The organism is Streptomyces sp. NPDC041814, from assembly GCF_055590565.1.
The window spans coordinates 1-24075 of the sequence record NZ_JBVJAM010000013.1; the positions used below are offsets into that span (position 1 = coordinate 1).

General features: G+C 73.5%; 16 protein-coding genes. 11 read left to right on the forward strand and 5 right to left on the reverse strand.

The features are described from left to right. Both ACZ6C6_RS28145 and ACZ6C6_RS28150 read left to right on the forward strand, forming a co-directional pair. The coding region (locus tag ACZ6C6_RS28145) for a lectin (RefSeq protein WP_469206560.1) at positions 1-491 on the forward strand (491 nt) is incomplete at its 5' end. A gap of 47 nt (positions 492-538) precedes the next feature. Further along, positions 539-1369 carry an inositol monophosphatase family protein gene (locus ACZ6C6_RS28150; protein WP_469206562.1) on the forward strand — a complete coding sequence of 277 codons (831 nt, stop codon included), beginning with the start codon at positions 539-541 and terminating at the stop codon, positions 1367-1369. 74 nt (positions 1370-1443) lie between these two features. Here ACZ6C6_RS28150 and ACZ6C6_RS28155 read toward each other — a convergent pair whose 3' ends face one another. Beyond that, positions 1444-2262, reverse strand: a complete 819-nt coding sequence (locus ACZ6C6_RS28155) for a nucleotidyltransferase domain-containing protein (RefSeq protein ID WP_469206564.1) — start codon at positions 2260-2262, stop codon at positions 1444-1446. 87 nt (positions 2263-2349) lie between these two features. Between ACZ6C6_RS28155 and ACZ6C6_RS28160 the strand changes: the two genes are divergently transcribed. After that, on the forward strand, positions 2350-3786 hold the full coding sequence (locus ACZ6C6_RS28160; RefSeq protein WP_469206566.1) for a phytoene desaturase family protein: 1437 nt from the start codon (positions 2350-2352) through the stop codon (positions 3784-3786). A gap of 6 nt (positions 3787-3792) precedes the next feature. On the opposite strand, the gene ACZ6C6_RS28165 is transcribed toward ACZ6C6_RS28160, so the two are convergent. Beyond that, on the reverse strand, positions 3793-4812 hold the full coding sequence (locus tag ACZ6C6_RS28165; RefSeq protein WP_469206568.1) for a DUF389 domain-containing protein: 1020 nt from the start codon (positions 4810-4812) through the stop codon (positions 3793-3795). Between the two features lie 4 nt (positions 4813-4816). Further along, positions 4817-6130, reverse strand: a complete 1314-nt coding sequence (locus tag ACZ6C6_RS28170; RefSeq protein WP_469206570.1) for a hypothetical protein — start codon at positions 6128-6130, stop codon at positions 4817-4819. Positions 6131-6376: 246 nt separating this feature from the next. Here ACZ6C6_RS28170 and ACZ6C6_RS28175 point away from each other — a divergent pair, with 246 nt between their 5' ends. The 3 genes from ACZ6C6_RS28175 (at position 6377) to ACZ6C6_RS28185 (ending at position 15276) form a co-directional block, all read left to right on the forward strand. Further along, the gene (locus ACZ6C6_RS28175; protein ID WP_469206571.1) at positions 6377-8941 is read left to right on the forward strand and encodes a S8 family serine peptidase; all 2565 of its coding nucleotides are present in this window, start codon (positions 6377-6379) and stop codon (positions 8939-8941) included. Beyond that, on the forward strand, positions 8941-11847 hold the full coding sequence (locus tag ACZ6C6_RS28180; RefSeq protein ID WP_469206573.1) for an FG-GAP-like repeat-containing protein: 2907 nt from the start codon (positions 8941-8943) through the stop codon (positions 11845-11847). Before ACZ6C6_RS28175 ends, ACZ6C6_RS28180 begins: the two co-directional genes overlap by 1 nt. Before the next feature lie 84 nt (positions 11848-11931). Beyond that, positions 11932-15276 (forward strand): ATP-binding protein, encoded by a 3345-nt coding sequence (locus tag ACZ6C6_RS28185; protein WP_469206575.1) that lies wholly within the window; start codon positions 11932-11934, stop codon positions 15274-15276. A 28-nt stretch (positions 15277-15304) separates the two neighbouring features. Here ACZ6C6_RS28185 and ACZ6C6_RS28190 read toward each other — a convergent pair whose 3' ends face one another. Continuing rightward, a complete protein-coding gene (locus ACZ6C6_RS28190) occupies positions 15305-16963 on the reverse strand; it encodes an acyl-CoA dehydrogenase family protein (protein ID WP_469206577.1) in 1659 nt (552 codons plus the stop codon). A 34-nt stretch (positions 16964-16997) separates the two neighbouring features. After that, positions 16998-17615 carry a TetR/AcrR family transcriptional regulator gene (locus tag ACZ6C6_RS28195; RefSeq protein WP_469206579.1) on the reverse strand — a complete coding sequence of 206 codons (618 nt, stop codon included), beginning with the start codon at positions 17613-17615 and terminating at the stop codon, positions 16998-17000. A gap of 73 nt (positions 17616-17688) precedes the next feature. On the opposite strand from ACZ6C6_RS28195, the gene ACZ6C6_RS28200 reads away from it, so the two are divergent. From ACZ6C6_RS28200 to ACZ6C6_RS28220, 5 genes are all read left to right on the forward strand, one after another. Further along, a complete protein-coding gene (locus ACZ6C6_RS28200; RefSeq protein ID WP_469206581.1) occupies positions 17689-19209 on the forward strand; it encodes a class I adenylate-forming enzyme family protein in 1521 nt (506 codons plus the stop codon). Between the two features lie 56 nt (positions 19210-19265). Beyond that, positions 19266-19868, forward strand: coding sequence for a TetR/AcrR family transcriptional regulator (locus ACZ6C6_RS28205; protein ID WP_469206583.1), 603 nt, complete (start codon positions 19266-19268; stop codon positions 19866-19868). A 191-nt stretch (positions 19869-20059) separates the two neighbouring features. Then, positions 20060-20983: a TauD/TfdA dioxygenase family protein gene (locus ACZ6C6_RS28210; protein ID WP_469206585.1), complete on the forward strand. Its 924-nt coding sequence runs from the start codon at positions 20060-20062 to the stop codon at positions 20981-20983. 31 nt (positions 20984-21014) lie between these two features. After that, entirely contained in the window at positions 21015-22316 is a 1302-nt protein-coding gene (locus ACZ6C6_RS28215; protein ID WP_469206587.1) for an MFS transporter, read from the forward strand. Between the two features lie 37 nt (positions 22317-22353). Beyond that, entirely contained in the window at positions 22354-24066 is a 1713-nt protein-coding gene (locus ACZ6C6_RS28220; RefSeq protein ID WP_469206588.1) for an aldehyde dehydrogenase family protein, read from the forward strand. Positions 24067-24075 lie beyond the last annotated feature (9 nt).

Genomic DNA, 24075 nt, shown 5'->3' on the forward strand with positions numbered 1-24075 from the left:
CGGTCGGCGGCTACTGGCCCGGCGACCCCGACGGCAGCACCGCCTTCCCCAACCAGCTCGTCGTCGACCACGTCCGCGTCACCACCAGCGACAGCCAGCCCCCCGCCACGGGCGGCCGGATCACCGGGCTCGCCGGGAAGTGTGTGGACGTCGCCGCCGCCAACACCGCGAACGGCACCCCGGTCCAGCTCTACGACTGCAACGGCACCGCCGCCCAGCAGTGGACCGTGGGCTCGGACGGCACGATCCGGGCGCTCGGCAAGTGCCTCGACGTGGCCTCCGGCGGCACGGCGGACGGCACCCCGGTCCAGCTCTGGGACTGCAACGGTTCGGCCGCGCAGAAGTGGGCCGTCAGCGGGGCCCGCGACATCGTGAACCCCCAGGCGAACAAGTGCCTGGACGTCACGGGCAACAACTCCGCCAACGGCACCCGGCTGCAGATCTGGACCTGCGCGGGAACGGCCAACCAGAAGTGGACGGTCAACGGCTGACCGGCCCGGCCCTCCGGCGCCCCGGGCGCCCATGATTGGCTGGGGGCATGATCGATGCCTTCCTCGCCGGTGACCTGACCGACATCGAGGCGGCGGTCCGCGCAGCGGCCGCCGCCGAGATCATGCCCCGCTACCGGCAGCTCGCCGCCCACGAGGTGGTCGAGAAGAACGGCCCGCACGACCTCGTCACCGTCGCGGACCGGCGTGCCGAGGAACACCTCACCGCCTCCCTCGTGCGGCTCCTGCCCGGCTCGGTCGTCGTCGGCGAGGAGGCCGTCCACGCCGACCCGAAGGTGTACGAGGCGCTGGGCGGCGAGGCGCCCGTATGGATAGTGGACCCGGTCGACGGCACCCGCCAGTTCGTGCGCGGCGAGCCCGGCTTCTGCACCCTGGTCGCCCTCGCCCACCGCGGCGAGCTGCTGGCCTCCTGGACGTACGCGCCGGTTCCCGACGAGATGGCCGTCGCGGTCCGGGGCCGGGGGGCGACCCTCGACGGCGCCGAGATCCGGTCGGGCTCGCCCGCCCCCGGTGCCGTACTGAACGTGGCGATGTCGCACCCCGACTACACCACCGACGAGCAGAAGCGCGCCCTCCGGGGCCTGTACACCGAAGGGTTCGCCGCCCTGCGGCCCTGCGGCTCGGCCGGCCTCGAATACCTGGCCGTCGCCCGTGGTGAGGTCGACGCCCTGGTCTACGACTGGGAGTACGCCTGGGACCACGCGGCGGGGCTCCTGCTGGTCGCCGAGGCGGGCGGCGCGCAGGCCACGCTGTCCGGCGACCCGTTCCGCATCGCCGGGGGCAACGCCCTGCCCTTCACCGCCGCCCGCGACCGGGCGACCGCCGACCGCGTCCTGGCCGCGCTGCGCGCGGGCGCCTGACGACGGGCGGGCGCCGGGCAGGTCAGAGGTCCAGCGGCTCCCGGGGCAGCGCGATCCGCGAGGATCGATCCCGCTCAGGAGGCGGCCAGCACCTCGCGCACCTCGCGTACGAGCTCCGCGGCCGTCTCCACCGCCGCCGGGTCCAGACCCCGCAGTGCCGCGTCCACCCGGTCCGCGAAGCCGGGCGGGGTCCCGGGCAGGGCGGCGGTCGCCGCGAGCGCGCCCTTCTCGTTGAGGCACCAGGTGCGGTGGTGGGCGTGGAGCGACTGGGCGAGGACGCCGAAGGCCCGGGACAGGCAGAGCGAGACATGCAGCCGGTCGCCCGCCCGGGCGGACTTGCGGGCCGCCGCCACCGAGAAGTCCGCCTCCCAGGACGCATCGGCCAACGCCTTGCGCAGCGGCTCCGGGTAGACCGAGGTCTCCTCCTGAAGGGCCGTCAACTCGCCGCCCGGGTCGGACAGCACGCGCCCGAGCGCGACCTCGCCCGGGTACACGGGCGACCAGAAGCCCAGCGGATGGCCGGGCTGGATGCCCACCTCGTAGCGGCCCTCACGGCAGTCGGCCCAGACCGCCTCGACCCGGTCCGCGTCCCGCAGGATCCAGTCGACCTGGACGCCGTCCACCCGCAGCCAGCCCCCCGCGTTCACCCACGGCCCCCAGCCGCCGGGACCGGTCACCTCGACCGGGGAGCCCTGGAATACGGCGGCCAGCGCGGACAGGGCGGCGGTGTCCGGCGTACCGCGGTAGTACACGCCCAGGTCCCAGTCGGAGTCCGGGCGGTGGGTGCCCCGGGCCCGGCTGCCCCCGAGCAGGACGGCCCGGATACCGGGCACCTGGGTGAGCCGGGCGGCCATTGCGGAGCCGGCCGGGCCGGCGAGGTTCTCCGATGTCATCGGGCGAGGACACTACCCGCCCCCCGGCTGTCGGCGCCTGCGAATATCCTGGGGGCTCCGACCGTCGGCTGACAAAGGAGTCCGAAGGTGCCGTCGATGCTCGATGCGGTCGTGGTGGGCGCGGGCCCCAACGGACTGACCGCCGCAGTCGAACTGGCCCGCCGGGGCTTCGCCGTCCAGGTCTTCGAGGCCGGACCCGCGGTCGGCGGCGGGGCGCGTACGGAGGAGCTGACGCTCCCCGGCTTCCGGCACGACCCCTGCTCGGCGGTGCACCCCCTGGCCATAGGCTCCCCGGCCTTCGACACGATGCCCCTCGACCGGCACGGACTGGAATGGATCCAGCCCGACCTGGCCCTCGCGCACCCCTTCCCCGACGGCACCGCCGCCGTGCTCGCCGCTTCGGTGGGGGAGACGGCGATGTCGCTCGGCCCCGGGGACGCGGGCGCCTACCGACGCCTCCTCGCCCCCTACCTCGGCCACTGGGACGCCCTCGCCCAGGACTTCCTGCGCACCCCGTGGGACGGGCTGCCGCGCGACCCGTACCGCTGGGCGCGGTTCGGGCTCGACGCCATCCAGCCCGCCTCCCTGCTCTCCCGTCGCTTCCGGGGCGAGAAGGCGCGCGGCCTGCTCGCCGGTCTCGCCGCGCACGCCATCGCGCCCACGAACGGCCTCGCCACCGGCGGCATCGCCCTGCTCTTCGCGCTCGCCGCGCACGAGCGGGGCTGGCCCATTCCGCGTGGCGGCTCCCAGGCCATCTCCGACGCCCTCGCCTCGTACCTGCGGGAACTGGGCGGCACCATCACGACCGGTACGGAGGTCAAGCGCCTGGACGAACTGCCGCCCGCCCGCGCCTACGTCTTCGACACCTCCCCGGCCGCCCTCGCCCGGATCGCCGGACTCGGCCGCGCCTACCAGGGGTACCGCTACGGCGCATCCTGCTTCAAGATCGACTACGCGCTGTCGGGCCCGGTGCCCTGGACCGCCGAGGAGCCCCGCCGGGCCGGCACCGTGCACATCGGCCCCACCGCCGGGGAGATCGACGACGCCCTGCACCGGGCGGTCGACGGCCGCGACCCCCGCGTCCCCTTCCTGATCACCGCGCAGTCCAGCCTGGTCGACCCCTCCCGCGCCCCGGAGGGCAAGCACGTCTTCTGGGTGTACGGGCACGTCCCGGCGGGCTGGCAGGGCGACGCGACCGAGGTCATCGAACGCCAGCTGGAGCGGTTCGCCCCCGGCTTCCGCGACCTGGTCCTCGCCCGCGCGGTCGCCGGTCCGCCCGGCATCGCCGAGCGCAACGCGAACTACGTCGACGGGGACATCGCCTGCGGCGCCTTCGCCGGCCTCCAGACCGTCATCCGCCCCAAACTGGCCCGCGTCCCCTACGCCACCGCGCACCCGGCGGTCTTCCTCTGCTCCTCCGCGACCCCGCCCGGCCCCGGGGTGCACGGCATGTCCGGACACCACGCGGCCAAGGCGGTCTGGCGGCGACTGCGGCAGTCGGGGGAGCCGGGCCGCCGCCGCTGACGCGGATCAGCCGCGCCCGCCCTGCCGCACCGTGCAGGTGTCGGTGTCCGCCGGGCACCAGTGCGTACGCCCGCCGACCAGGTGGAGTTCGAGGTCGGCGTCCCGCATGCCGTGGTCGTCCAGCGCCTCGCGCAGCGCGGTCGGCGCGGGCTGCGGCGGCAGGCCCAGCACGCCGATGACGACGACACCGTTGCGCGCCTCCACGGACGCGATCTGCCACTTCCCGGTCGCCGCCCACCGCTCGGCGACCGGCCGGGCGTCGGCGGCCAGCAGGCGGTCGTGGGCGACCCGGATCGTGCCGGTGGTGAGCGGTACGGCGACCAGGACGACGACACAGGCCACCGCCACGAGCGTCCAGCCCCGGAACTGCCCGACCCGCATGTCCGCCCGTTCGGCGCCCGCCCGGACGCCGTACAAGAGGAAGACCACGGTGCCGGTGGCGACGATCGCGGCCACGTTGGTCGCGAACAGGAGCGCGGACTCCCCGGCGTCGTGGTACCGGCGCACCGTCAGCAGCAGCCCCGTCACGGCCAGCGGCGGCACCAGGGAGATGGCGATGGCCACGCCCGGCAGGGTGTCCGAGATGTCGGCGCGCACCAGGGCGAACGCGCCGACCGTGCCGGTGGCCAGCGCGGCGAGCAGGTCGATCAGGCGCGGGCTGATCCGCGAGGACACCTGGCTGTTCGAGGCGAAGGCGTCCGGCGGGGCGGCGATCCACCCGAGCAGCATGCCGATGGCCACCACCGCCAGCGCGCCCCCGGTCACCAGCAGCAGACAGCGCACCACCTGACGGCGGCGGGCCAGCACCAGCGCCAGCGCGCAGCCCAGGATCGGCGTCATCAGCGGGGCGACGATCATCGCCCCGATCACCGTGGCCGTCGAGTCCCCGACCACCCCCGCGCTCGCGATGACCGCGGCCAGCACGAGCAGCCCCCAGAACCGCGTCGAGCCCGGACTGCGCAGCCCGCGCTCGATGAACAGCGCGCCGGTCATCCTCCGGACCGCGGCGGCGTCGACTCCCGCCATCTCCTCAGCTCCTCTCCAGGACGGGTCCGACGGCCGGCTCCCGCTCCCCGGCCGCCAGGAACTCCACCACCGCCAGCAGGAACAGCAGACAGAGCGCGATCCCGACGACGACCCAGCCCGTCGGGTGCGCCCACAGCAGGTAGACCACCAGCGCTCCCGCCACCAGCAGCCAGGTGAACCAGGCGCGGAAGCGGCGTACGAACGGGCCGACCGGACCGGTCCGCAGCCCCGCCCCGTCGGCCGTGGCCCGCACCGCGCCGATCCCGGACGTCCACAGCCCCCGGACGGTCGTCGCACGCCGCCCCGGACCGGTGAGCCAGGCCGCCGCCGCGACCACGACGCCCAGGGCCACCACCATCCGTACCGTCGTGCCCAGGAACCGGGTCATCGCGTCGTAGACCGCGCCCGCCGCCCCCTGCGACACCCCGGCGGGCAGCGCGTCCAGATAGACCGCCCTGAAGATCCGTAGCCCGATACCGAGCAGGCCCACGGCGAGCGCGGCGCCGAGGGCCCCCGCCACCAGCGAGCGCCGCCGCCGCACCGAGAGCAGCACGCCCCCGGCGATCAGCAGGACGGCGATCACGGCGAGCCAGTCGCCCAGGAACTGCAGGACCCGTACGTACGTCCTGACCTTGCCGATGTCCTCGGACCTGACCAGCGTGATGTCGGTGTGGACCTCCGGGATGTGCCCGGCCACCGCCATGCCCCGGTCCACCAACTGCTGCTTCACCTGGTCGATGACGGGGGCGAGGTCCAGCGTGACGGCGTCGTCGGTCAGTTCCACCGCACCGCCGCCCTTTCCGGTCAGCGCCTTGTCGACGGCCCGGTGCACCCGCCGGTTGCCCTCGGTCCACACCTTCTCGAAGGCGTCCGACGCGGCGACCGCGCGCGCCCGGTCGTGGACCAGACTCCGGACCGCGTCCTCCAGCGAACCGCCGAGGCGCCCGAGGGCCTTCTCCAGGCGGGGCCGGTCGTCCGGTGAGACCCCGGACAGCAGCGCGGACAGGTCGATCCGGGTCATGAGCGCGTCGGTCACCCGGTCGGCCACGGCGTCCTGGACGGCCGGGTCGGAGGCGAGCGGGGCGACCGTGGCCACGTAACGGTCGGTGTCCCCGACCTGGTCCGACGCCCACGCGGCGACGACGGACAGCGGGGCGAGCAGACAGCCGACGACGATGAGGAGGGCGGCGAGGAAGGACCGGCCCCGGTGCCGGGGAGGCCGGGCGCGCGCCTCCTCCAGCGCGGCCACCCGTTGCCGCAGGGCCTCGACCTCCGTGGCTGAGGAGCCGTCACTCGCCGTCGCGCCGCCGTCGTCCACCGCGCCTCCCGCCGGGTCCGGATGCCCTGACTGTCCAGGCAACGGCGACCGGCGGGCGCGCGCGAGCGGGGTTGCGCCGAACGGACACGCCGGCGCGTGGCACGGCCCGCTCGCGAGGGTGGCCGAGAAGTTGCTGGGAACCGGTTTGACCTGCGTAAACGTGGGTCGGGGCTGACTTGTAATGCCCGAGTAACGCCGTCCTCCTAGCGTGCGGGCTCCCCGTACCGTTCCTGGAGGAGCATCCCGATGCACCTGTCCCGATCGCCCCGGCGGAGAACCGCCGCATGGGCGGCAGCAGCGCTCACCGTCACGGGCCTGCTGATCGGCCCCCCGTCCGCGGCCGCCGCCGACGGCCCGACCGCCCAGGTCGACTCCGCCCTGCTGAAGGCCGTGGCCAAGGGCGGCGAGACGTCGTTCTTCGTCGTCCTCAAGGACAAGGCCGACCTCACGACCGCCAAGCGCAAGCACGGCCACGCCGCGCGGGCGAAGTCGGCGTTCGACGAGCTGAAGACGAAGGCCCACAAGAGCCAGCAGCCGCTGAACACCTTCCTCGACAAGGAGAAGGTCGGCCACCAGGACTTCTGGATCGCCAACGCGGTCAAGGTCACGGGGGACCAGGACCTCGTGGAGCAGCTCGCGAAGCGCTCGGACGTCGCGAGCATCGTCAAGGAGCAGCACTACAAGCTGGACGACATCGAGTCGAAGCCCACCGCGGCCGAGACGAAGACCGCGCTGAAGGCCGCCACCGAGGCCGCGGCGGCCGAGGAAGCCACCCCCGAGTGGGGCGTCAAGGACATCAAGGCCGACCGGGTCTGGGACGACTACCAGGACCGCGGCGAGGGCATCGTCATCGCCAACGTCGACTCCGGCGTCCAGTACGACCACCCGGACCTGGTCGACAACTACCGGGGCAACAACGGCGACGGCTCCTTCACGCACGACTACAACTGGTACGACGCCAGTGGTGAGTGCCCGACGAGCGCCCCCTGCGACAACAACGGCCACGGCACCCACACGATGGGCACCATGGTCGGCAAGGGCGGGGTCGGTGTCGCCCCGAACGCGACCTGGATCGCGGCCAAGGGCTGCGAGACGGACCAGTGCAACGACACCTCGCTGCTCATGGCCGGCCAGTGGATCCTCGCGCCGACCGACCACAACGGGCAGAACCCCCGCCCGGACCTCGCGCCGAACATCGTCAACAACTCGTGGGGCACCGACGACACGACGTCGACGTTCTACAAGGACATCGTCGAGGCGTGGAACTCCGCCGGCATCTTCGAGGCGTTCGCCGCCGGCAACGACGGTGACGGCGTCACCTGCTCCACGACCCACCCGCCGGGCGCGCAGGCCGCGACCTACGGTGTCGGGGCCTACGCCTCCACGGGCAAGATCGCGTCGTTCTCCGGCTTCGGTCCCTCGCTCGTCGACGGCTCGCAGAAGCCGAACATCTCGGCGCCCGGCGTCGACATCCGCTCCACCTGGCCGGGCAGCTCGTACAACACCATCTCCGGTACGTCGATGGCGACCCCGCACGTCGCCGGCGCGGTGGCCCTGCTGTGGTCCGCCGCCCCCTCGCTGATCGGTGACATCGACGCCACGCGCGCGCTGCTCAACGACGGCGCGATCGACGTGGACGACACGCACTGCGGCGGCACCGCCGACGCCAACAACGTCTGGGGCGAGGGCAAGCTCGACATCTTCGCCTCCGTCGACAAGGCCCCGCACACCGCGGCCACCGTCACCGGCACGGTCACCGACGCGGTCACCGGCAAGGCACTGACCGGCCTGAGCGTCAAGGCCACCGACGCCTCCGGCACCTCGCGCATCGTCAACACCGTCGCGGGCGGCGCCTACCGGCTCACGCTGGCCGAGGGCACGTACTCCTTCACCCTGAGCGGCTACGGCTACGCGCCGAAGACCGTCACCGGCGTCCAGGTCACCAAGGGCCAGGCCCTGACCCAGAACTTCACGCTCGACGCGGTCGCCTCGCACAAGGTCTCCGGCACCGTCTACGACGTCCAGGGCCGGCCGCTCTCCAAGGCCACGGTCACCGTCGACGGCTCCCCGCTCGCGGCTGTGAAGACCGACACCAGCGGTGCGTTCAGCCTGCCGGCGGTCGCCGAGGGCAGCTACACCCTGAGTGTGACGCCCAGCGCCCCGATCCTGTGCAACGGCGTCTACCGCGGCGCCCTCACCGTCGACGGCGACGAGACCGCCAAGGTGAACCTTCCGGCGCTGTCCGACGCCTACGGCAACACCTGCGCCCCGGCCACGTACTCCTGGATCAAGGGCACCACCAAGGTGGCGCTCACGGGTGACGAGGACGCCAAGACGATCGCGCTGCCCTTCCCGGTCAAGCACTACGGCGTCTCGTACACCACCGCGTCCGTCACCACGAACGGCCTGGTCAACTTCCTGGCACCGCGGATCGGCGACTACGCCAACACCGCGCTGCCCTCGGCAGCCCGCCCGAACGGCACCGTCGCGGTCCTCTGGGACGACCTGGTCCTGGACAAGAAGTCGTCCGTGCAGACCGCGGTCACCGGCTCGAAGGGCAACCGCTCCTTCGCCATCGTGTGGAACAACGCCGCCTACGCCGACGGCACCGCCGGCCGCGCCACCTTCGAGGCCGTCTTCGACGAGGCCACCGGCTCGGTGACCGTGCAGTACAACACCGTCCCGGACCACGGCGCCGGGGCGACCGTCGGCATCGAGAACCAGACCGGTACGGATGCCCTCCAGTACTCCTTCGACCAGCCGGTCATCACCGCCGGCTCGGCCGTTCACTTCGCGCAGGAAGACAAGTGATGAGAGCCCACAACTCGCGACGGGCCCTGCGGCTCGCCTCCGGACTGGTCGCCGCGGGTCTCGCGCTGACCGCCGCCCCGCACGCACTCGCCGCCGACTCCGGTTCCGGTTCGGGCTCGGGCATGCGCCTGACGAACGCCCAGGCCGCCAAGCTGGCCGAGCGCATGCAGCCGGACCTGTACGGGGACGCCGGGGCCACCGCCGATGCCGCCGCGACCGACACCGACACGGCGGGTGCGGACTCCGGCGCCTCCACCGAGGCGTCCGCGAACATCTCCGTCAAGGCCACGTCGACCATCGAGAACGTGCACGGCTACGCCACCACTATGCCGGTGGGCAACCAGCAGGGTGACTACTTCACCCTGCACAGCCTGGCCCACGTGACACGCACCGCCGCCGACGGCACCGAGCAGTGGACCCGCGCCACGGACGACCTGTACGCGGACTGGGGGATCAAGCCCCTGCGCGTGTGGGAGAAGGAGCTCTACCCGCCGCACGTGCAGATGGGCTACAACGCGGTCAGCCCCTTCACGCCCGACTCGGACCAGGGCTACGACACCGGCGACCTCACCGGTGACGGCGTGCCCGACGTGGTCTTCTCGGCCAACGTCGGCATGGTCCCGCCCTCCGGTGTGACCATCCCGGGCACCACGATGACCTCCGGCACCATGGTGACGGTCCTCGACGGCACGACCGGCAAGACGGTCTGGTCGAAGTACTACCTGTACGCGAGCCAGGTCAAGATCGTCGACGGTGCGCTGCTCGTCGCCGACTCGCCCAAGTACAACGGGAAGGCCCCCGCGGACAGCACGGCGAAGCTCACCAGCACCCGCTTCTCGTACGCGGACGGCAAGCTCACGGAGTCCAGCACCTGGACGTACGACTCCGGTGAGACGGCCCCGGCCAGCTGGGGCGCCCTCCAGGACCTCGGTGCCGGCAAGGTCGCCGTCGCGTGGAACCTGCGCAAGACGTCCACCCACGCTTCCCGGGGCAGGGCACTCGTCCTCGACATGAACGACGGCGCGGTCCAGTGGCAGACGGACAGCTCGCTGTACGTCCGCCAGCTGCGCGTGGACGAGGGCCGCGGGCAGCTCGTCGCCGTGGAACAGGCCGACTTCACCGACGAGATGCGCTACGAGCTTGCCGCGTACGACCTCGCCGACGGCCGCCGGACCACGCTCGACACCCGCTTCAACGTGGTGCCCACCGCCCTGGCGGTCGGGAATCTGAGCGGCAGCGGGGACGCCGAGTACGCCGTCTCCGAGTCCTCGCTGACGGACTCGATGTTCGTGAACGCGAGCACGATCCGCGTCCTGGACGGGGACGACCCCGAGACCCCGCTGTGGCAGCACACCACCAAGCGCGACGCCTCCAACGGACACGACGGCCCCAGCACCTGGCGGCTCGACGTGGTCGGCAAGAAGCTGGTCGCGGCAGGTAAGGACGACGCGGAGACCGGTACCGCCGCCAACATCAACCGGTACGCGTCCCTGACCGTCTTCTCCGGGAAGGGCAAGGTCGCCTGGCAGACGAAGGGCGCCACCGCGTCGCCCACGTTCCAGGACATCTTCGAGGACAAGAACGGCCGGCACATCCGGGTGGTCGACGCCGACCAGAACGTCCGGACCTACGCGTTCAAGGACGGCAGCCAGGAGCAGCTGACGCCGCTTCAGGGCGACATGGCGTACGGCAAGTCGCTGGACATCGACGGGGACAAGAAGGACGACTTCGTAGAGGGCGGCACCTCCCACGGCATCTGGGCCTACTCCGGCACCTCGCTGCTCGACGGCAAGCCGAAGACGCTGTGGCAGACCACGCTGCCGGGCTCGGTCCACGCCATCGAGACCGCCGACGTCACCGGGGACGCGACCCCGGAGATCGTCGTCGCCACGGACGGCGCGGTCGTCGTGCTCGACTCGCGCACCGGCGCGATCCTGCACACCATCGACGGCGGCGGCCAGTACGTCCGTTCCGTGACGCTCGCGGACGTCGACGGGGACAAGAAGTCCGACATTCTCGTCCCGACCGACCAGCTGCGTGTCTACAAGGGCGACGGCACCGCGCTGTGGACCTACGCCGCACCGGCGGACGCGGGCGACGTGCAGTTCTCCGACCCCTCGACGGGTGACGGCAAGGTGTACGTGCAGTACACCAGCAAGAACTCCTTCGCCCTGGACACCCCCGCCATGCGGGCCGTCCAGCTCGACGCCAAGACCGGTGCGCTCGGCTGGGCCGCGGCTCCGAAGGCTCCCGCCAAGGCCCAGGACGGCAAGGTGCGCGCCGGCATCCTCGACCACGCGGTGTACGCCTCGCCCGCCATCCCGTACGCGGACGGCCACGCGGTCGTCTACACGTGGGTTGTCTGGGCGCCCTCCGGGCTCTCCGGAACCGACGCGTTCAGCCCGTACGACGTCGTGGAGATCCGCGACGGCCGCACCGGAGAGGTGCTGCACACCGCGATCACGGGCGGTCTGTACACGCACGGCAACTACTTCGACGGCGATGGCGTCCTGCTGGAGTCCAGCACCGCCGCGTTCTACTCCTTCGGTGCCGACGGGGACGCGGACAACCGTGTGTTCATGATCCCGCCGACCCAGGGAGCGACCTGGATCACCGCCCCGAACGGCGACAAGGTGATCCTCTCCGCCTGCCCGGGTGGGCTCTACCTCTGGGACCCGGCCGTGGTGACCGGCGACGAGCAGTACCCGGACTTTCTCGGCGCGGCCCCCAGCGCCGGTGGCGCCCGCAATTACACCACCGGTGACTTCGACGGCGACGGGGCCGAAGAGGCCGTCATGCTCAATTTCGACGAGCGCGGCTACAACCAGGCGGCCGAGCTCATCGGAGGCGGCTACTCGGTGCCGAACCTGTACACGCACTACACGATCGCCCTCAAGTTCTCCTGAGCCCAGGCGGTCACCCCGTTTCGTGAACCCCTCCGGCAGCCGCCGGAGGGGTTCACGGCCTGTCCGGTTACAGTGGGCGCCCTCATGAACGAGCGGCACACACACAGCACGAACCAGGCGCCACCCCTGGTGCACATACGCCTTTTCGGTGGATTCCGGGTGACTCGCGACGGCGGTCCGGCCCTGGCCGAGCGCTGGCCGAGGCAGACCGCGCAGTCCCTGGTGAAGCTGCTCGCCGTCGTACCCGGACACCGGCTCCACCGTGAACAGGTCATCGACGTCTGCTGGCCCGACGCGGACCCCCAGGCCGCCCAGGGCAGTCTGCGCGTCGCCCTGCACGCCGCCCGCCGGGCCCTCGAACCCGAGCTCGCCTCCCGCGCCACCTCCTCGTACCTCGTCTCCGAAGGCGGACTGCTCTACCTCGATCCCGCCCGCGTCCGCATCGACGCCGACCGCGCCGAGGAGAAGGCCCGGACCGCGCTCGCCACCGGCGGCGTGGACGACCTCCGCCGGGCCCTGGAGCGCTTCTCCGGCGAACTCCTCCCCGAGGACCGCTACGCCGACTGGGCCGAGGGCCGCCGCTCCCAGCTCGCCGACCTCAAGGAACGCCTGCTCCTCGCCCTGGCCGGCGCCCACCTCCGGGTGGACGAGGCTCAGGAGGCCGTCGCCCTCGCGGAACAGGTGCTGGCCGACAGTCCGGCCGAGGAGCTGGCCCACCGCCTGCTCATCGACGCCTACACCCGGCTCGGGCTGCGCCGCCGCGCGGTGCGCCAGTACCACGTCTGCCGGGCGGCCCTCGATGCCGAACTCGGCGTACGGCCCGGCCCGGAGACCGAGCGCCTGCACCGCGCCGCGCTCGCGGCCGAGCCCGCCGGTCCGCCGTCCGCGCCGTCCCTGCCAGCCTCGCTCCGCGTCCCCGCCGCCACCCCGCTGCGCGGCCGCGAGGACGTGCTCGGGCGGCTGCTCGCGGCGGACGGGCCCGCCGTCGTCACCGTGCTCACCGGGGAGGCGGGCGTCGGCAAGACCCGGCTGGTCGGCGAGGTGGCCCGGCAGGCCGCCGCCTCCGGCACCGCCGTCCTGTGGGGCGGCGGACACGACGCGGAGGGGCACACCCCGTACGGCGCCTTCGCCGAGGCCCTGGACGGCTGGCTCGCCGAACGCGACGAGGCGGAACGCGCCCGCGTCGGCGGCGAGTACCCCGAACTGGCGGCGTTCCTGCCCGCCCTCGGCAGGGTCCGCGCCGACTCCGAACGCAGCCCCGAGGAGGAGCGCGACCGCCTCTTCCGCGCCGCGGCCGCTCTGCTCGGCGAGCTGGCCACCGTACAGCCGGTACTGGTCGTGCTGGACGACCTGCACGCCGCGGACCTGGGCTCCTTCCAGCTGCTCAGCCACCTGGCCCGGCGGGCCGAGCGGACGGACGGCTGGCGGTTCCTCGTGACGTACCGGGAGGAGGAGATACCCGACGGCGATCCGCGCGGTGCCGGACTGTCGTCCCTGGTCCGCCAGGGCCTCGCCGTCCGCGAGGACGTGCCGCGCCTGGACCAGGCGGCGTGCCTCGCCGTCGTACGCGACACGGTCGGGCAGACGGCCGCCCCCGCCTCCGGCGCCACGGACCGGATCTGGGAACTCTCCCTCGGCAACCCGCTGTTCGCCGTCGAACTCGCCCACGGCATGGCGGACGGCGCCGGGACCGCCGCCCCGGACGGCGTCCGGCAGCTCGTCGCGGACCGGCTCGCGCGGCTCGACCCCGACGCCCGGAGAATTGTCGAGGCGCTCTCCGTGGCCGGACCGGAGACATCGTTGTCGGAACTGCTCGACGTCGCCGCGCACGGACTCCACCCCGTCGTCACCGGGGGCGCCGCCACCGACGCGCTGGAACGGGCCATGGACGCCTCGCTGATCGAGGAGCGGGACATCCTGGTCGGGGGCAGGCACGAGGCGGGCCTCACCTTCCGCCACCCCCTGGTCCGGCTCACCTGCTACGAGAAGCTCTCCGCCATCCGCCGCAGGCAGCTCCACGGTGCCTTCGCGCAGGCGGTGCTCCGCCGCCGCCCCGACGCCGTGGACACCCTGGCCTCGCACTTCACCCGCGCCGACGACCCGCGCGCCGCCGAGTACCTGCGCCGGGCAGCCGCCCGGGCAGCCGCCCTCTTCGCCAACGACACCGCCGACCGCTACTACCGCGACCTGGTCGCCCGGCTCGACGTGGACGCCGCCCGTGCCCGCCTCGCCCACAGCCAGGTGCTGCGCCGCATGGGCAACTTCGCCCAGGCGGCCGAGGTGCTGCGCCTCGCGCTCGACGAGTTCGTCCGGCGCGGCGACCACGAGGACATCGTGCTCGCCGCGGCCTGGCTGGCCGACACCCTCGGACGCACGGGCCTGCCCGACGCGGGCCGCCAAGTGCTCGCCGCGCACCCGGTCACCCCCGACACCGCCCCGGAGCCCGCCGCCGGGCACTACCTGGCCCAGGCCGTGTTGTGCCGCATCCAGGGACGGTACGGGGACGCCTACCCGGCCGCCCAGCAGGCGGTGGCCGCTGGGCAGCGGGTGGCCGGACGGGCCGGAGAAGGGCTGATGGCCCGGGCCCACTCGCTGCGCGCCAGCATCCTGGGCCTCAGCGGCCGGCTGGACGAGGCCCGTGAGGCGGCCGACCTCGCCCTGCCCCCGGCCGAGGCGTACGGCGACCCGACCCTCCTGGGCCAGGTCCTCTCGACGCTGCGGGAGAACGAGCGGCGCAGCGGCCAATTGCGGCGGGCGGTGGCCACCGGACAGCGGGCCCTCGACCTCGTCGAGCAGTCGGGCGACCTGGCCGGGGCCGCCTTCGAGCGCGCCAACCTCGCCGAACTGTGGCTGCTCCTGCGGGAGTTCGACACGGCGCGCACCCTCGCGGAGGCGGCGGTCGCGGGCGCCGAGCAGGACGACGCCTGGTGCCTTCCGTACACCCTGGCGGCCCTCGCCCTCGTCCGGATGCGCACCGGGGACGCCCCCGGCGCCGCCGCGCTGCTGGACCGTGCGCAGTCGTCGCCGGGTCTGGTGGACCGGCAGGCGGGCCACGAGGTGCGGGCGGCCCGTGCCGAACTCGCCCTGCGCGACGGGCTGCCCGGGCAGGCCCGGCGCGTCCTGGAGGGCCACGAGCGGGACGTGCCGGTGCTCGCGGCCTGGGCGGAGCTGCGCAGCGGCCGCCCGGAACCGGCGCGGCGGCTGGCCGCCGACGAGGTCGCCCGCGCCGCCCGCACAGGCGAACGGCTCGCCGAGGCGGACGCCCGGACGGTCCTCGCCCTGGCCCTGCACCGGCTCGGCGACGGTGAGGCCGCCCGGGAGGCGCTGACACGTGCCGACGACCTGGTCCGGGCCCTGCCCTACCCGGCGGGCGCGGCCCATGCGGCCGAGGCGCGGGCGCTCATGGAAACGGAGCCGGACGCCCGGTAGCGGGCGGTCCGGCTCCGTTCAGGGGTACTTACGCGGGCAGCCGCTCCAGCAGCCCCGCGAAGTCGGTGTCCGGTGCCAGGGTGCCGAAGGCGAGCCCCCGGTCCCCGGCCAGCCGCGAGGCGCAGAACGCATCCGCGACCGCCGTCGGCGCGTGCCGGACGAGCAGCGAGCCCTGGAGCACCAGCGCCGCGCGCTCGATGAGGCGCCGGGCCCGCAGCGGGGCGTCCTCGGTGAGGACCAGCTCGCCGCGCAGCTCCTGCCAGGCCGCGTCCAGCCGGCGGTCCGCCCCCGAGGCGGCCTCGACCTCGGTGCGGAAGGCTTCCAGCGACTCCGGCTCCCGGGCCAGCGCGCGCAGCAGGTCCAGCGCGTTCACATTGCCCGAGCCCTCCCAGATGCCGTTGAGCGGGGCCTCCCGGTACATGCGCGGCATGCCCGACTCCTCGACGTAGCCGTTGCCGCCGAGGCATTCCAGCGCCTCCGCGACCGCGACCGGCTGGCGCTTGCACACCCAGTACTTGGACACCGCCGTGGCCAGCCGCAGGAATGCCCGCTCCCCGGAGTCGCCGCGCCGGGCCCGGTCGGCGGCGCCCGCCAGCCGCAGCCCGAGCGTGGTCGCCGCCTCGGACTCGACCGCGAGGTCACCGATCACATTGCGCATCAGCGGCTGGTCGATCAGCTTGGTGCCGAACACCGAGCGGTACCGCACATGGTGGGCGGCCTGGGCGAGCGCGGCCCGGATGCCGGCGGCCGAGCCGATGACGCAGTCCAGACGGGTCATCGTCACCATGTCGATGATGGTGCGGACACCCTTGCCCTCCGCGCCGACGAGCCAGGCGACCGTGTCGTCGAACTCGGGCTCGCTGCTGGCGTTGGAGCGGTTGCCGAGCTTGTCCTTGAGCCGCTGGATGCGGAAGGTGTTGCGGCTGCCGTCCGGCAGGACACGCGGCACCAGGAAGCAGGAGAGACCACCCGGCGCCTGGGCGAGGACCAGGAAGAGGTCGTTCATCGGGGCGCTGGTGAACCACTTGTGCCCGCGCAGCCGCCAGGTCCCGTCGCCCGCCTCGGTGGCCGTGGTGGAGTTGGCGCGCACATCGGTGCCGCCCTGCTTCTCCGTCATGCCCATCCCGGCGAGCAGCCCCGGCTTCTCGGCCGGGGTGCGCAGCCCGGCCTCGTACACCCGGCCGGTCAGCAGCGGTTCGTACGTCTTCGCCAGGTCGGGGGCGTGGCGCAGGGCCGGGACGACGGCGTACGTCATGGAGACCGGGCAGAGGTGGCCCGCCTCCAGCGTCGACATCACCATGAAACCGGCCGCGCGCGCCACGTGGGCGCCGGGGCGCTCGTCCGCCCAGGCGGCGCCGGCCAGGCCCGCGCCCACCGAGGCGTTCATCAGGTGGTGGTAGGCGGGGTGGAAGTCGACCTCGTCCACGCGGTGGCCGTAGCGGTCGTGGGTGCGCAGCACGGGCTCGTTGGCGTTGGCCTGCTCGGCCCACTCCTGCGCCTGCGCGCTGCCGGCGAGACGGCCGAGGCGGTGCAGCTCCTCGGTGTGCCATTCGGCGCCCTCGCGGCGCAGGCCCTCCAGGAGCACCGCGTCGTCGGCCACGTCGTGCCCGGTCAACGGCGGTGCCTGATTGGTCACTTCGTGGGTCGCGGCGGTGGGGTTGCTGCGGGGCGGGACGGTCGTGGACACGGGAGCCTCCTGCGGGAAGGGGTACGCGGATCGGTCAGGGGCGCGGGGCGGGCGGGGCGCCCGCGCAGCGCAGGGCCATGGCGACGAGCTCGGTGAGCAGGGCCTCGGTGGTCTCCCCGTCACCGGCGCCGAGCGGGTCGACCAGGACCTCGCCGACCGCGCCGGTGAGCGCGGCGGCGGTGATCTCGCCGTTCTGCGCGGGCAGCAGGCCCTCCTCGATGCCCGCGTGGACCACCTCGGCGAACAGGGCGCGGTAGCGGCGGCGGTACTCCAGGCGTTCGGCGCCGACCGCCGGATCGGCCGGGGCGGCGAGCAGCGCGTAGGCCAGGCCCCGGTTCTCCAGGGCGCGGCGGGCGAAGACCTCGACGCCCCGGGCCAGCCGCTCGACCGGTGTCCCCGGCTCCCGCAGCACCGTGCCCAGCACCTCGACCTCGCGCCCGGCGGCCCGCCGGAACACCTCCACGGCCAGGGCCGCCTTGGACGAGAAGTGCTGGTAGACGGAGCCGGCCGCGATGCCGGCCGAGTCGGCGACGGCGGTGACCGACGCCTGCGACCAGCCGACCTCCGTGACCACCGAGGTGGCCGCGGCGATCAGATGCTCCCTGGCTGCTTCGAGCCGACTGATTTCGGCTGGGGTCTTGCGGTAGGCCATGAAAGAAGTGAACCATCATTCAGAGTTTCCCGCCATGGTCCGTTCGCACGGTCCGGCTCGTCAGGAGAACGTGATGCACCTCAGTACCCTGCTGGACAGCGCAGTCCGCTCGGCCGGCGACCACGAAGCGGTCGTCCACGGTGAGCAGCGGTGGTCCTACCGGGAATTCGCCGACGCGGCCCGCCGTGCCGCGACCGTGCTGCGGGTGGCCGGGCTGCGCCCCGGCGACCGGCTGGCCGTGATGACGTACAACACCCCGGCCTTCCTGTTCGCCGCGTTCGGCGCCTGGTACGCGGGTGCCACCCTGGTCCCCGTCAACCACAAGCTCCAGACCGCCGAGGTGGCCCGCCAGCTGGCTCACTGCGGGGCCCGGATCGCCGTGGTCGACGCGGAGATCGGCGAGCGCGCCACCGCCGCCGACGCCGAGGTGACCTGGCTGGTCAGCCACCCCGACGCGGGGCCGGGCGCGCTGCCCGCCGACGCGTTCGAGGCACGGATTGCGGCCGCCGAACCGTACGCCGGGGAGCCGGGGCCGGACGACGAGGTCGCGCAGATCCTGTACACCTCGGGCACCTCCGGCACCCCCAAGGGCTGCGTCCACACCCACCGGACGGTGGCCCTCACGGCCGCGTACACCGCCGCCGCCATCCCGCTGCGCCGCGACGAGCGCTTCCTGATCTGCATGCCCGTCTGGCATGCGTCCCCGCTCAACAACTGGGTGATGGGCACGCTGCTGACCCGCGGCACGCTGGTGCTCCAGCGCGAGTACGAGCCCCGGGGCATGCTGGAGGTCATCCAGCGCGAACGCGTCACCGCGATGTTCGCCGCCCCGATCGCGCTGATCGCACCGACCCAGGCGGTCCCCGACTTCGCCTCGTACGACCTCTCGTCCGTGCGGGCCTGGATCTACGGCGCGGGACCGCTCGACGCGGACACTGCCCGCCGCCTCATGAAGGCGTACGGCTCCGAGGACTTCCACCAGGTGTACGGGATGAGCGAGACGGGCCCCGTCGGTGCCTCGCTCCCGCCCGCCGACCAGGTCGCCAAGGCCGGTGCGATCGGCAGGGGCGGCATGCCCGGGGTCGAGCTGAGGGTCGTGCGCCAGGACGGCGCGGACGCGGGGGCGGGGGAGACCGGTGAGATCTGGCTGCGCTCCGACACCCGCATGGTGGGCTACCTGGACGACGAGAAGGCCACCGCCGAGGCGTTCGCGGGCGACTGGTACCGCAGCGGTGACCTGGGCCGGGTGGACGAGGACGGGTTCGTCACGGTCGTGGACCGGATGAAGGACGTGATCATCACCGGCGGCGAGAACGTCGCCTCGCAGGAGGTGGAGGGCGCCCTGCGCGGCCACCCGGACGTCCTGGACGTCGCCGTGGTCGGCCGTCCCCACCCCCAGTGGGGCGAGACCGTGGTCGCCGTGGTCGTCCCGCGCGAGGGTGCCGCGCTCGATCTGGAGGGCGTTCGCGCCTGGCTGGAGACCCGGATCGCCCGCTACAAGGTGCCCCGCGAACTGATCCTGCGCCCCGCCCTGCCCCGTACGCCGTCCGGGAAGATCACGAAGCACGTCCTGCGCGACGAACTGACGCGGTGAGCCCGGGCCCGCACCCCTGCGGGAGGCGGTGGGGCCGGTCCGCGTAGGGTCGGCGCATGGCCGACGAACAGCTGACCGGGGCGAAGCGGGGCCCCGGCAGACCCCGCGAGGAGCGCGTCACCCGGGCCGTGTTGGACGCCGTCGTGGACCTGGTGACGGAGAACGGCATGGGCGCCCTGACGATGGACGCCGTGGCGGCCCGGGCCGGCGTCAGCAAACCGGCCATGTACCGGCGTTGGGCCACCAAGCAGGACCTCGTCCTCGCCGCCGCCGAGTCCCGGATCGGGCCGCTCGCCGTCCCCGACATGGGCGACTTCCGGGCCGAGCTGCGCGCCGTGCTGACGGCGCGCATGGAGGCGTACCGGCGGCCGGGCGTCTCGCGGCTGCTCGCCGGGGTGATCGGCTCCGCGTCGGAAGCGGGCGCCGAGCCGGGCGCGTACCGCGACTACACGGCCCGCGTGATGAGCGAGACCCGGCACCTCCTGGAGCGCGGGGTGGCGCGCGGCGATGTCCGGGCCGATGTGGACATCGCCGCCGCCGCGACGCTCGTCGCCGCGTCCCTGGTCTTCCGCATGGTTGGTGAACAGCGCCTGCCGGACCAGGGGTTGGTGGATTCCTTGGTGGACCTGATCGGCCGGGCGGTCGCCGCCCCCGCGTAACCGCGCGCCTCCCGCACCCTCCGCCCGGCCCCGCCGCCGGGCGCTCAGGCATGCCCGGAACCAGTCACAACGGTCACCCGGCGGCCCGGGGGGATCCCCCGGAAATCAATGCGCCGCACCCCTTGCCCCGCCGCATCCTCATATCGATACTGCTGGTTACGTAATTAGCTCCGCCGTCGGGAGGAACACCCATGCAGACCGCTGTGACGAACCCGAGGCCGGTCCTGGACAAGCCGCTCATGCACTACGGGAGCCGGACCCTCGAACGCCTCGCTCCCGGTGCCGAGCCCGCCACCTACCGGCAGGTCGAGGTCAGCCCGCTCACCCCGCACTTCGGCGCGGTGCTCGGCGGAGCCGACCTGACCCGCCCGATCACCGAGGAACTCGCCGGGGAACTGCGCCAGGCACTGCTGGAGTGGAAGGTGATCTTCTTCCGCAAGCAGACCGGCTTCACCGCCGAGCACCAGCTCGCCCTGTCCGGCATCTGGGGCCCGCCCGAGCCCAACCCGTTCTTCCCGAAGACCGCCACGGCCGGTGTCTCGCGCCTCGCCAAGGACGCCAAGGCCGCCGGCAACAAGAACATCTGGCACAGCGACCACTCGTTCATGGTCAACCCGGCGCTCGGCTCCGTGCTGCGCGCCGTGGAGGTGCCCGGCGCGGGCGGCGACACGATGTGGGCGGACATGGCCGCCGCCTACGACAACCTGCCCGACGACCTCAAGGCCCGCATCGCCGAGCTCACCGCCGTGCACGACTGGGCACCCAGCTGGGGCGCCCTCATGAACGACGAGCAGAAGGCCGAGTTCCGCAAGTCCTGGCCGCAGGTCGAGCACCCCGTCGTCGTCCGCCACCCGCGCAGCGGCCGCAAGACCCTCTACGTCAACGAGCCCTTCACCACCCGCATCAACGGCCTGTCCGACGCCGAGAGCCGCGAACTGCTCGACATCCTGGTCCTCCAGGCCCGCATCCCCGAGTACCAGGTCCGCTTCCACTGGGAGGCCGACTCGATCGCCATCTGGGACAACATCGCCACCCAGCACTACGCGATCAACGACTACTTCCCGCAGCGCCGGATCATGGAGCGCATCGCCATCGCCGGCGTGCCGCTCTCCTGACCCCCTCCGCACCCCCTTCCCAGGAGATCCCATGACCGCGGCACCGATCGAACGGCCCCAGCACCCCACCGAAGCGGTGGCACCCGCCGGCACCCGTAACCGGGCCTGGACGGTGACCGTGCTCCTCGTGGTCTTCATGATGGTCAACTTCGCCGACAAGTCCGTACTCGGTCTCGCCGCCGACGAGATCCGTGCGGACCTGCACCTGACCGCCACTCAGTTCGGCCTGGTCAACGGCGCGTTCTTCCTGCTGTTCTCGGTCGCCGCCGTCCTGGTGGGCCTCGCCGCCGACCGGGTGTCGCCGAAGGTCCTGCTGCTGATCATGGCCCTGCTCTGGTCCGTGGCCCAGGTGCCCGCGGCGGTCGGCGGCGGCCTCGCCGTCCTCGTCGCCTCCCGGGTCTTCCTCGGCGCGGCGGAGGGCCCGGCCTTCCCGGTGGCCCAGCAGGCCACCCTCGCCTGGTTCCCCAACGACCGGCGCAACCTGCCGGGCGCCCTGATCACCCTCGGCGTCACCCTCGGCGTGATCACCTCCGCGCCCGGCCTGTCCTGGGTCATCCAGCACCACGGCTGGCGGACCGCCCTGTGGGTGCTGGCGGGCGTGGGCCTGGTCTGGGCCGCGCTCTGGAAGGCGCTCGGAGCCGACGGCGGGCACCGCGTCGACGCCGCCCCCACGGCCGTTCGCGAGGAGGCACCGGCCGCTCCGGTCCCGTACCGCGCGATCCTCACCAGCCGCACCTGGATCGGCGCCACCCTCGCCTACTTCACCAGCTACTGGACCGTCGCCCTCATGCTGGTCTGGCTGCCGTCCTACCTCCGCAACGCCCTCGGCTACACGGCCGGCGAGGCGGGCACCGTCGTCGTCGCGCCCTGGACCATCGGCGCCGTCGTCCTGCTCGCCCAGGCCGGTGTCACCGGACGGCTGATGCGGCGCGGCGTCGGCAGCCGCCGCGCCCGGGGCTGGGTCGGCGGCACGCTGCTCGCGCTCGGCGCCCTGTGCTGCCTGGCCGTTCCGCTCGCGGACGGCGCCACGGCCAAGACGGTGCTGATCGCCCTCGGCTTCGGGTTCGGCGGTTCGTACGCGGCCGTCGCGGCGACCACCGTCAGCGAACTGGCCCCGCCGAACAGGGCGGGCGGCGCGCTGGGCGTCATGAACGCGCTGGTCACCATGGCCGGACTGGCCGCCCCGGCCGTCGTGGGCGCCCTCGTGGACGCCCAGGGGACCGGCGGCTACCAGAACGCCGTCGTGCTCTCCGGTCTTCTCCTCGTGCTGGGGGCTGCGGCATCCTTCTGGCTCATCGACCCGGCCCGCGACGCCGCCCGCCCGACCCCCTGACCCTTCCCCCCACCGGACCCACCCAAGGAGCCCGCCCGTGAGCGCCGCCCCCGCACTCGACACCAGCTCGCTCGACCTCGCCGTCGCCGGCCTGCGCGACCGGGCCGCCACCTGGACCGCCACCCCGCTCCCCGAACGCGTCCGCCTCCTGGAGCGCATGCTCCCGCGCATCGCCGAGGCCGCGCCCGCCATGGTCGCCGACGCCGCAGCGGCCAAGGGGTACGCCGAGGACTCGGCCTGGGCCGCCGAGGACTGGGTCACCGCCCCCTGGGCGCTGGCCCAGACGGTGAGCGCCCACCTCCACGTGCTGCGCAGGCTCGCCGCCGGACAGGACCCGGTCGAGCCCAAGGCCGTCCGCGAACGCGAGGGACGCGTCCTCGTCGACGTCTTCCCCGCCACCGGCTCCGACCGCCTCCTGCTGAGCGGGTTCACCGCCGAGGTCTGGACCCTCCCCGGGACCACCCGGGCGCAGGCGCTGGCCGACGCCGCGGGGGAGTACCGGGGCCGCGGTGGCGGCCCGGCCGTCGCCCTGGTCCTGGGCGCGGGCAACGTCCCCGCGATCACCCCGCTGGACATCCTGCACAAGCTGTACGCGGAGGGCGAGGTCGTCCTCGCCAAGATGAACCCCGTCAACGCCTATCTGCGCCCGCACTTCGAGAAGGTGTTCGCCGAGTTCATAGAGAAGGGCTGGGTGCGCTTCGTGGACGGCGGCGCGGACACCGGTGCCTACCTCACCACCCACGACGGCGTCGACACCATCCACGTCACCGGCAGCGAGCGCACCCACGACGCGATCGTCTGGGGCACCGACGAGCAGGCCGAGCGGCGCCGGAGGGAGGACACCCCGCTCAACGACAAGCCGTTCACGAGCGAGCTCGGCGGCATCAGCCCCTGCATCGTCACCCCCGGCCCGTGGAGCGCGGCGGACTTCCGCTTCCAGGCCGAGCACATCGTCACCAGCAAGATGAACAACTCCGGCCACAACTGCGTCGCCAGCCAGATCCTCGTCGTCCCCCGGGACTGGGACGGCACCGAACGGCTGCTCGCCGAGATCCGCCGGGTCCTGCGCGAACTGCCGCCCCGCGCCGACTACTACCCCGGTGCCGCCGACCGCCTCGGGGCGGTCGTCCGCGCCCACCCGGACGCCGAGACCCACGGCGAGGGCGCCTGCCGCCTCCTGGTCCCGGACATCACGGACGAGGGCGACCCGATGCTGGACATCGAGGTGTTCGCCAGCGCCCTCGGAGTCGTACGCCTGCCGGGCGCCGACGCCCCCGCGTTCCTGCGCGCGGCGACGGAGTTCGCCAACGACCGGCTCCCCGGCACCCTCGGGGCGACCCTGCTGGTCCACCCCCGCACCGAACGCGCCCACCGCCGAGCGGTGGACGAGGCGGTCGCCGGGCTTCGCTACGGCACCCTCGGCGTCAACTGCTGGTCGGCCTTCGGCTTCCTGCTCGGCTACACCCCCTGGGGAGCCTTCCCCGGACACAGCCGCCAGGACATCGGCAGCGGTGTCGGCTTCGTGCACAACGCGTTCATGCTGGAGCACGTCGAGAAGACCGTCGTACGCGCCCCCTTCGCGCCCGCCCCGCGCGGCCTGTTCACGGGCTCCCCGTCCCTGTCCCCGCGCCCGCCGTACTACGTCACCAACCGCACCGGCCGGACGACCATGGAACGGCTCACCGCGTACACCGCCGACCCGAAGGCGACGAGGCTCCCCGGCATCTTCGCCTCCGCCCTCCTCGGCTGAGCCGCACCG

Excerpts from the sequence above, each read along its gene's own strand:
- ACZ6C6_RS28185 (WP_469206575.1), top strand. The coding sequence starts at position 11,932 with ATGAACGAGCGGCACACACACAGCACGAACCAGGCGCCACCCCTGGTG.
- ACZ6C6_RS28195 (WP_469206579.1), bottom strand. The coding sequence starts at position 17,615 with ATGGCCTACCGCAAGACCCCAGCCGAAATCAGTCGGCTCGAAGCAGCC.
- ACZ6C6_RS28205 (WP_469206583.1), top strand. The coding sequence starts at position 19,266 with ATGGCCGACGAACAGCTGACCGGGGCGAAGCGGGGCCCCGGCAGACCC.
- ACZ6C6_RS28200 (WP_469206581.1), top strand. The coding sequence starts at position 17,689 with ATGCACCTCAGTACCCTGCTGGACAGCGCAGTCCGCTCGGCCGGCGAC.
- ACZ6C6_RS28210 (WP_469206585.1), top strand. The coding sequence starts at position 20,060 with ATGCAGACCGCTGTGACGAACCCGAGGCCGGTCCTGGACAAGCCGCTC.
- ACZ6C6_RS28150 (WP_469206562.1), top strand. The coding sequence starts at position 539 with ATGATCGATGCCTTCCTCGCCGGTGACCTGACCGACATCGAGGCGGCG.
- ACZ6C6_RS28155 (WP_469206564.1), bottom strand. The coding sequence starts at position 2,262 with ATGACATCGGAGAACCTCGCCGGCCCGGCCGGCTCCGCAATGGCCGCC.
- ACZ6C6_RS28180 (WP_469206573.1), top strand. The coding sequence starts at position 8,941 with ATGAGAGCCCACAACTCGCGACGGGCCCTGCGGCTCGCCTCCGGACTG.
- ACZ6C6_RS28175 (WP_469206571.1), top strand. The coding sequence starts at position 6,377 with ATGCACCTGTCCCGATCGCCCCGGCGGAGAACCGCCGCATGGGCGGCA.
- ACZ6C6_RS28165 (WP_469206568.1), bottom strand. The coding sequence starts at position 4,812 with ATGGCGGGAGTCGACGCCGCCGCGGTCCGGAGGATGACCGGCGCGCTG.
- ACZ6C6_RS28215 (WP_469206587.1), top strand. The coding sequence starts at position 21,015 with ATGACCGCGGCACCGATCGAACGGCCCCAGCACCCCACCGAAGCGGTG.